The sequence below is a fragment of the Methylomagnum sp. genome, from assembly GCF_054333355.1.
This window is the reverse complement of sequence record NZ_JBTEKS010000178.1, coordinates 1-8,769: the sequence shown is the minus strand read 5'-3', so window position 1 is coordinate 8,769 and position 8,769 is coordinate 1. Positions and strand designations below refer to the sequence as shown.

General features: G+C 54.0%; 9 protein-coding genes. 1 reads left to right on the top strand and 8 read right to left on the bottom strand.

Features of this window, described 5'->3' with window-relative positions:
• A partial coding sequence (locus ACXWUF_RS13735; RefSeq protein WP_458495233.1) for a hypothetical protein occupies positions 1-410 on the top strand: 410 nt, incomplete at its 5' end.
• A 117-nt stretch (positions 411-527) separates the two neighbouring features.
• Here the strand turns inward: ACXWUF_RS13735 and ACXWUF_RS13730 are convergent.
• The 8 genes from ACXWUF_RS13730 to ACXWUF_RS13695 form a co-directional block, all read right to left on the bottom strand.
• Positions 528-896, bottom strand: coding sequence for a helix-turn-helix domain-containing protein (locus tag ACXWUF_RS13730; protein ID WP_458495232.1), 369 nt, complete (start codon positions 894-896; stop codon positions 528-530).
• Between the two features lie 173 nt (positions 897-1,069).
• Positions 1,070-1,594, bottom strand: a complete 525-nt coding sequence (locus ACXWUF_RS13725) for an REP-associated tyrosine transposase (RefSeq protein WP_458495231.1) — start codon at positions 1,592-1,594, stop codon at positions 1,070-1,072.
• A gap of 143 nt (positions 1,595-1,737) precedes the next feature.
• A complete protein-coding gene (locus tag ACXWUF_RS13720; protein ID WP_458495230.1) occupies positions 1,738-2,955 on the bottom strand; it encodes a DNA cytosine methyltransferase in 1,218 nt (405 codons plus the stop codon).
• Positions 2,956-2,960: 5 nt separating this feature from the next.
• Positions 2,961-3,599, bottom strand: coding sequence for an Eco29kI family restriction endonuclease (locus ACXWUF_RS13715; protein ID WP_458495229.1), 639 nt, complete (start codon positions 3,597-3,599; stop codon positions 2,961-2,963).
• Between the two features lie 58 nt (positions 3,600-3,657).
• Positions 3,658-5,682, bottom strand: coding sequence for an NAD-dependent DNA ligase LigA (gene ligA, locus ACXWUF_RS13710; RefSeq protein WP_458495228.1), 2,025 nt, complete (start codon positions 5,680-5,682; stop codon positions 3,658-3,660).
• Positions 5,679-6,440: a cell division protein ZipA C-terminal FtsZ-binding domain-containing protein gene (locus tag ACXWUF_RS13705; protein WP_458495227.1), complete on the bottom strand. Its 762-nt coding sequence runs from the start codon at positions 6,438-6,440 to the stop codon at positions 5,679-5,681. The genes ligA and ACXWUF_RS13705 overlap by 4 nt, the downstream gene beginning before the upstream one ends.
• 76 nt (positions 6,441-6,516) lie before the next feature.
• Entirely contained in the window at positions 6,517-7,485 is a 969-nt protein-coding gene (locus ACXWUF_RS13700; protein ID WP_458495226.1) for a hypothetical protein, read from the bottom strand.
• On the bottom strand, positions 7,482-8,252 hold the full coding sequence (locus ACXWUF_RS13695) for a DNA-methyltransferase (protein WP_458495225.1): 771 nt from the start codon (positions 8,250-8,252) through the stop codon (positions 7,482-7,484). Before ACXWUF_RS13695 ends, ACXWUF_RS13700 begins: the two co-directional genes overlap by 4 nt.
• Positions 8,253-8,769 lie beyond the last annotated feature (517 nt).

Genomic DNA, 8,769 nt, shown 5'->3' with positions numbered 1-8,769 from the left:
CCCGGACCCACTGTCAAACGGAAACGCGGCCACCACGGGGCCGCCACGACAAGGAGGATATTCCCATGCCCACAAGCAAACTCACCCCGATCATTGCCCTGTCCGCCGCCCTGCTGTTCGGCGCGGCCCCGGCCTTCGCCGTGCCCAGCATGTACTGGGACCACATCGACGGCGGCGCCATGAGCCAGGCCGATTGCGTCAGCAAGGCCGAGGCCATTCTGACGAAGGAAAATGCCGGCAAACTCACCAAGGACGAGGATTCGGTGCGCACCTGGAATGAGAAGACGACCGGCGTGGTCGAGTGCCTGAAAGCCGACGGCAAGCTGATGATTATGGTGCTGGCGGGCAGCGACGATGCCAACGCCGCCAACGCGGTGTTCACGGCGCTGATGAAGGGCTTGAAGCCGTAATTGGGCGAAGCCAAAGGGAGGAATTGTAGGATGGATGGAGCGCAGTGAGACCCATCACGACGGGGCAAATGAAGCCTTGGAATGATGGGTTTCGCTGCGTTTCACCTATCCGACTAATCAAGCCGCTTCGCGCAATGGATAGCGCCGAATCAATACCTCAACGGGCAAGCCTAATCCTTCGGTGAGGTTTCTAATCATTTCCAGCGACAGGGGGCGGGCGCGGTTTAGTACGGCCTCGGCGTGTTCGCCCATGAAGGGTTCCAAATCCTTGGTTTCCAGTCCCCGCGCTTCGATGGCGTGGCGGAGAAAGTCGATGGGATCGGGGTCGTTAATGGGATAGTGCCGGGTTTCGTAGTCTTCAATTAACAGGGCCAGGAGTTTCAGCCGGTCGGCTTCCGGGGTGTTGTCCGGGGCGTCCCATAGTTGTTCGGCTTCGTGTAGGGCGGCGCGGTAATCGGTTTCGGTGCGTAGGGGTTTGAGTTCCATAGTGGGAGCCTCAGATGGTGGTGGCGTCGATGCGGTCATATTCGGCGTGGGTGCCGATGAAGCGGACATAAATTAAGCCAAAGCCATGTTAGAGCGCGGAAACCAGCCGGTATTTTGTAGGTTGGGGTGAGGTGCGAACCCCAACACTCCGAGCCAGGTTGCCAATTTACACCTCATTCGAAATCCAAATCCTTAATCATCAAGGAAGCCGCCCATGTCGGGGAATAAATTCCGTTGCGGACAAACTTATGAAAGCTGGAATAAGGCCATTCTGCGGGCCTGTTCGTCCAGCCGTGTTTGACGGGATTGTAGTGGATATAGTCCGCGTGCCGTTCAAAATCATTGTCGTCCCGAATGGCATGCTCCCAGAATCGTCTTTGCCAAATACCTCGTTCGCCTTTGCTTCTACGGCTTGAATTAATCCTTTCAGTTTGTTCGATATGACGGGAAAAACCGGCTTTGATTAAAGCCCAACGGGTCGAATAATCGGTGTCCCCATCCGGTAAAGTCCATAAGGCATGAAGGTGATCGGGCAAAATGACAATCGCGTCAATATGAAAGGGATGGCGAGATTTAACGAGCCGAATCACGTTGCGCAAATGATCGGCGTAATCCACCAAAAATCCCCGGTTTCGTTCGGCCAAATTGACGGTAAAGAAATATGTGCCGCCGCCGATTTTTGCCCGCCGATATTGCATAAGGCAACACGCAAGTAAGGAGAAAATTATCGTAGGTTGGGGTGACGAAGGAACCCCAACGCCATTGCCCCGGTGGAAGTGTTGGGGTTCGTGCCTCACCCCAACCTACGGGCTTTGACCTATTATCTGAAGGGTGGCGGTATTTATCGCCGGGCCTTGATTTCCGCGATTATCTGCCTAGCTGTCATGTCTTTGATTCGGAGTGTGGCATATTGAGTAGGAGTATGCTCTCGAAGTATTGACGAAAGTTGTTTTCCTATTATCTCGGCAAGCTTCACCGGCACCGCGTTTCCAATTTGCCGCATTGCTTCACCCCAAGCGCCTTCAATAACGAAATTATCAGGGAAGGTTTGAATGCGTTTGGCTTCAAACACTGTGAAGTAACGAATGTTTCCATCGGAATAGCGGATCATATTTTCTCCGCCAGGGACGCCGTGCCCACCCGCTTTAAGAGTTTTTGAAGGCCAGTCGTAATCGCTGCCGGTATGTCCGGGATAACTACGCGCTCCGGGCCGATAGATGTGGTCCGGTATGCCGTGGTCAATGCGCGGGTCCGGTATGTCGTAAAACGCATCGCGCACTGTCTTCCACGGCTGAAGTTCTGGCTCGAAAAAGCCAAACCGCTCATGCAGCTTCATTATCCGGTCATTCAAAGACGCTGGAATCGAAGAGGGGTTTGGCTTTGGGATTCCATGCCTTTTACAATATTCGCCAGATACATATATTTCCCACAACAAACGATCTTCTGAGTGAGTAGTTTCGGGGAAGGCCCAGCGTTTGTTCAAATCCGTTCTTATTCCGACGAGAACCACTCGCTCGCGGGTTTGTGGCACGCCATAATCAGCCGCATTCAGCAGCTTGAATTGAACGTCATATTTAATTCCGGTATAGGGTAAATCCTTTATTTTCCGTAGCTGTGCAAGGTGTTCTTGCCAGTCCATATCTGGCTTTGCGGGGAAGCTCGGGAAGGTCAATCGCAATATAATGTAGTCGAAATAATCGGAGAAGCTTTCTCTTAATAAGCCTTTGACGTTCTCGAATACAAAGGCTTTGGGGGTTAGCTTCTCAATTGCACGAATGGCATGGGGGAACATATCCCGGTTATCTTTGTGGGCCTTATGTTTGCCGCCCATGGAGAAAGGTTGGCAAGGCGGGCCACCCGCGACAATGTCAACCGAATCGAGATTGTTTAAATCAAAGTCCCTAATATCGCCAAAGAAAACTTTCTCGGCTTCAAAGTTAGCGCGTAAGGACTGGCTGGCGTGTTTGTTGAATTCGACGAAAGCGGCATGTTCAAAGCCTGCTAGTTCAAGCCCTTTGGCGAGACCGCCCGCGCCGGAAAAAATTTCTAAGGAACGCATCCGAATCATCCAATCTTTTTAAAGTGATTCTCGATGTTTGCCAGGATTACATCTTGGCTTTTGTGCCGTCCGTTGCATTTTTCCGCCCCGGCCCGGCCTTTATGGATAACATCCCAATCCGATTTGGCTTGTTTGTACCTTCCGCTGCCAGGGTCATGATTTCCAAAGCCATCCATGACGGTATTCCAAAGCGGTTTGTTCAGCCTTATTAAGGCCGCTTCTATCGTGCCTATCATGTCGGAACCTTCATTTTCAAAGATGACGAAGCGACAAGAAAAATCTAGGAGTGATAGACCTTCGCCGACCGCTATATTTCGACAGTGTTCTTTAAGACGGGAATACAGCGCTCTTGATTTGGTGGTTTCGCTATCAGAAACCCGAGCTTGTCGCCAGCCTTTGGGTACGGCTTTTCCGACATAAATTGGATACCCATATGAAAGTCGATTTAGTTCTGCATACTTCTTGTAAAGAGGATTATTCCCCGTGTAATAAAGCGCATAAACGCCCGTTCCGAGAAAGCTTTTGGGTGGAGGTAATTCATGAACAGGTGTTCCATTAAAAAAACGAACTGCGTCTTTCACCAACTCAACGAGAGCATCGTTTTTGTAAACATGTTCTTGGCGGTCAAAAGCGTTGGGTTTCATAAGTCAAAGCAAGATATTTATAATTTTGGTGGATGGTTATTTTTTGCAAAAACGGGGATTATGACGCCATTACCACCAACTCCAAAAACCCCCCCTCATCCAAAACCCCCACCCCCAATTCCTCCGCCTTAGCCAACTTCGACCCCGGCTCCGCCCCCGCAATCACAAACGTCGTATTCTTCGACACGCTCCCCGTCACCTTCCCGCCCAAAGCTTGCAGCTTGGCCTTGGCCTCCTCGCGGGACATGGCACTCAACGTCCCGGTAATCACAAAGGTCTTACCCTTGAGCGGCAACTCCGCTTCCGGCGGATGCTCCGGCATGGCGTCCCAATGCACGCCCGCCTCCAGCAACGCCTGAATCACCTCCAAGTTATGCGGCTGGCGGAAAAAGGTGTGGATGTGATGGGCCACCGACGGACCCACATCCGGCACGGCTTGCAGCGCCTCCTCGTCGGCGGCTTTCAGGCTATCCAGGTCGCGGAAAAAGGCGGCAATGTTCTGGGCGGTCACTTCGCCCACCTCGCGAATGCCGAGCGCATACAGGAAGCGGGGCAGGGTGGTGTGCTTGGCTCTAGCGAAGGCATCCACCAAATTCTGCGCGGACTTCTGGCCCATCCGCTCCAACCCCGCCAACTGCTCCACGGTCAGGTGATAAAGCCCCGCCACCGTGGTGATGAGTTGCTTGTCGAAAAGCTGGTCCACCAACTTCTCGCCCAGGCCGTCGATGTCCATGGCCTTGCGGGAAGCGAAATGCTTGATGGACTCTTTGTGCTGGGCCGGGCAGTACAAGCCGCCGCTACACCGCAGGATCGCTTCGCCGTCCGCCACTTCCACATCCGAGCCGCACACCGGGCAATGGCTCGGCATCACGAATTCCGGCGCCTCGGCGGGGCGCAGTGCCGGGAGACTCCGCGCCACTTCCGGGATCACATCGCCCGCCCGCCGCACCACGACCGTATCGCCCGCGCGGATGTCCTTGCGGCGGATTTCGTCGGCGTTGTGCAAGGTCGCGTTGGTGACGGTCACGCCGCCCACGAACACCGGCTCCAACCGCGCCACCGGGGTCAACGCGCCGGTGCGGCCCACCTGGATTTCGATGGCGAGCAACCGGGTGGTGGCTTCCTCCGCCGGGAATTTATGGGCGATGGCCCAGCGCGGGGCGCGGGCGACGAAGCCCAGCGCGGCGCGGTCGGCCAGCCGGTCCAGCTTGTAGACCACGCCGTCGATGTCGTAGGGCAGACCATGGCGGCGGGCCTGCACGTCGCGGTAATAGGCGAGGCAGCCCGCCACGCCGTGCACCACGCGGAGTTCCGGGTTGATGGGAATGCCCCACTCGCGGAATCGTGCCATCAATTCGCTTTGGGTCGCGGGCAGTTGGTCGTCGGGGAATACGCCGTAGCCGTAGCAAAAAAAACTGAGAGGGCGGGACGCGGTGATTTTCGGGTCCAGTTGGCGAAGGCTCCCGGCGGCGGCGTTGCGGGGATTAGCGAACACCTTCTCGCCCGCACCTAAAGCCCGCTCGTTCAATTCCTTGAAGCCCTGCTTGGGCATGAACACCTCGCCGCGCACCTCGAACCGCTCCGGCCAGCCCTCGCCCCGCAAGCGCAATGGGATACAGCGGATGGTGCGGACGTTGTGGGTGATGTCCTCGCCGGTCTGGCCGTCGCCCCGCGTCGCCGCGCAGGTCAGCACGCCGCGCTCGTAGATGAGGCTGACCGCGAGGCCGTCCAGCTTGGGTTCCACCAGAAAATTCAGATCGGCGTGGCCGAGTCGCTGCGTCACCCGCCGCCCGAAGTCCGCCAAATCCTCGTCGGTGAAGGCGTTGTCCAGGGACAGCATGGGGATGTCGTGTAGCACTTCGCCGAAGGCTTTGACCGGCGGGGCACCGACCCGTTGGGTGGGGGAATCGGCGGTGCGTAGTTCGGGGTATTGCTGCTCTAGGGCGAGCAGCTCCCGCATGAGGGCGTCGAATTCCGCGTCGGGAATCAGCGGCGCGTCGAGTTGGTGATAGCGGACGTTGTGGAATTCAATCTCTTCCCGCAGTTGGGCGGCGCGGCGACCGGCTTCTTCCAGTGCGCTCATGGCTGCTCCATGGCGTCTTCGAGCAGCGCCCGCATGTGGGCGATTTTCTCGGCGGAAAGCGGCTGGCGGCGCTCGTCCCAGGTGGTGCCGCCCAGCCGTTCGGCCAATTCCTGGCAGGTGTTGACCAGATCGTCATAGACGGTCAGCGGGTCGGCGATGCCAGCGGTCTGGAAGAAGAACACCACGCCGGGGCATTCAAAGGATTCCATGTCATTGATGGGAAAGGTGCCCGGCTCCACCAAGCTGGCGCAACTGAACAGGGTTTGTTTGAACTGGCCGTCGAAGCGATGAAAGATGCCCATCTCGCCGTGGATCAAGTCCAAATCCATCAAGGCGTCGCGCAAGTCCTCGCCATTGAAAAACCTACCCCGGCCCGCCACCACGCTAACCTGGATGAGAAACGGCGCACCCAAAGCCCCGGCCCGTTGCGGCTCCGGCTCAGGCTTAGCGGCGCGGGTGGCGGGTTTCGGGTTGGTGGCCGCCTCGAATTCTTCTTCGTCGAAATCATCGGCGAAGGTTTCTTCCGTGACGGCTGGCTCCTTGCGGCCCTTCTTGTAGCTGAGGCTGTCGAACAGGTCGTCATCGTCCTGGACCGGAGCGGGGGATTTCTCGTTTTGGTCTAGCCCCAGATCTTCGAATTCGTCTTTGCGGTGGAGTATGTCCAGCAGTTTCTGCTTGTAGCGCCCCCAAATGTAAACGCTGGCGATGACGAAAACGCCAGCCACCAGCAGGACGATTCGAATGGTATCTCTGTCCATTGTTATTCCTCAAGTAAGGGGAACGAATTGAATTTGGTTGGTTATTATGCAGTTGCTGTCAGGCCAATCAATAGCATTAGGCTATCTGTAATATCTCTTCCGGCTCTGTCTCGATATTTATTTCATCGAGAGCCTGCCCGCGCCGGTTTAAAAGCTCCCGCAAATCGCCATAAAACAAATGGTCGATTGTTCTTATATGCTGGGAGAATAAATGATCACTCACCATGTTCGGGCGAATATCGCAGTAATACACGCCATCCAAAGGATTCAGCTTAATGGTGTAAGCTTTAAAATGGCCTGGCAGAAAGGTCGCGCTGATACCGTAATGGTTTTCTTGCTTGGCCTTCTTGCGCTGTACATCGTTTAGAAAAACAGCGATATGGGGCAGATTTGTTTCGGTGAGTTTGTTATAAAGAAATTTGTCCACAAAAACCTTATCAATGCGGTCTTTGCTGGAAGTCTTTGCCGAACCAATAATTTTTAGCTCACCTTGTTGATAAATTAATAAGTCGTGTTGATAAGTTGATTTAAAAAGCTCAGTTCCATCGGCGTCTTTGATCGGTACTTGAACGACGCCCGATACACAATCCACATTCAAAGACACAATCAATAATCGGATAAAGCGCTCGAATAGGTCGTCATTCACCTTTCGGGCTTGATTCGACATCCCAGCAGGCAAGGCATCAAGCGTGGCACCAATGCATTGCTGGGTGGTATAGATTGTCCGAATAATGTTTTCGCGTAATTCGTCCGCTGGGGATTGATTCTCCCTGATTAGCTCCAGGGTGTCTTTAAATTGTCGGGCAGCACTCTCGAAAGAATCGGTGCTGTACATCAGTCGGGAGTTTAATGGCCGGGTAATGTTGAAATGCCCATCTTGCCGATACTGAAAAAATTGATAGTGGTTTTCATTTTGGGAGATGATTCGGGCCTGCAATCCGGTTTCAATATATTCCAGATAACGGGCGCAAAACTCGACGTAATCCTTAACGGTCAGGAATCGTCTTTTGTCAGTGGCGTGGATAACCAAATCGGAGAGGGTCATCGTATGGATTCCCGCCGTTGTGCCGTTTGCCGATCAAGAGCAATCCATTCCTCCTTGCTCATCCGCTGGACATTCTCGATTCGCTCAATGGCCCACTGGTTATATTGGGCTTCCAAATCACATCCCATCCAGTGGCGGTTGAGTTGTTCCGCCACGACCACGGTAGTACCGGAACCGGAAAACGGGTCAATCACTAAATCCCCTTCGTTTGATGAAGCTAGCACGAATTTTCGGACTAATTCTTCCGGCTTCTGGGTCGGGTGCGGGGTTTTCTCGCCCATGCCGTTGCAAGTGGTGGGAATATCAATCACATCCTTGGGTTTCGCGCCTTTGGGATGGGGCGTCCAGTTTTCCCGAGATTTTCCCGAGCCTTTGCCGTAGGCGCTGGTTTCTGCTTGCGGATGGGAGGGATATTTCAGAGTTTGTGCCCCATAAGGAACTCGGACATCATCAATATTGAGTTTGGTGGCGTCGGACTTGCGGAAATGAATAATGCTTTCATGGGAACGCCCCCAATCGCTGCCCAGATTGGCCTTGTTTTTATAGTGCCAGACCAGCCAGCGGCAATGCTTAAAATAATGGGAAGCGGGGTGTTTCAAATCGGCGAGGATTTCCGAGAAACCGCAAACATATAGTGAACCCGTCGGTTTTAACACGCGGGAGGCTTGGCTAATCCAGCGAATCGACCACTCGATATAGTGTTCTTGGCTTTCAAAGCTATCCCAATCAGCTTTCTTAATATTGTAGGGCGGGTCAGCGAATACCAAATCGATGTTGGCATCTTCCAGGGATTTCAGCCAGTCCAGCGAGTCGCCTTGGAATAGCTTGCCGTGGGGATGTTCATAATGAACTTGGAATCCCTCCGATAGCGGGGCGATAGCGAGTTTCCGACCGGCGGGCGGGCGGCGGGTATCGCTGAATTCGGGGAGGGAGAGTTGTTCCATTTATCGGTTGCTTCCGAGTTGAAGGCTTAAGCTGATTTTGACTTTTGCAAACGGTCTCGCGCTAGATTTCGAGTGTCCTCGACGCAATCAAATTGGCATTCAAATAACAGGCTTTCCGGCAGAATATTATTTTCAGTGAGCAGTTCAATCACGTTTCGTCTGCAAGTGCTGCATGGAGTGTTTTCATAGGCCCAGAGCATATTAGACATGTTCCCGACCTAAGTTGCTGTTTTTAATGACAGTTTAAAGTTCCAGAGGCCAGCCCCAATATAAATGAAGGTATCTAACAAATGCGACAGATGGTTTCTTGAGCGATGCAACAAACTATGAAGGCATTTCA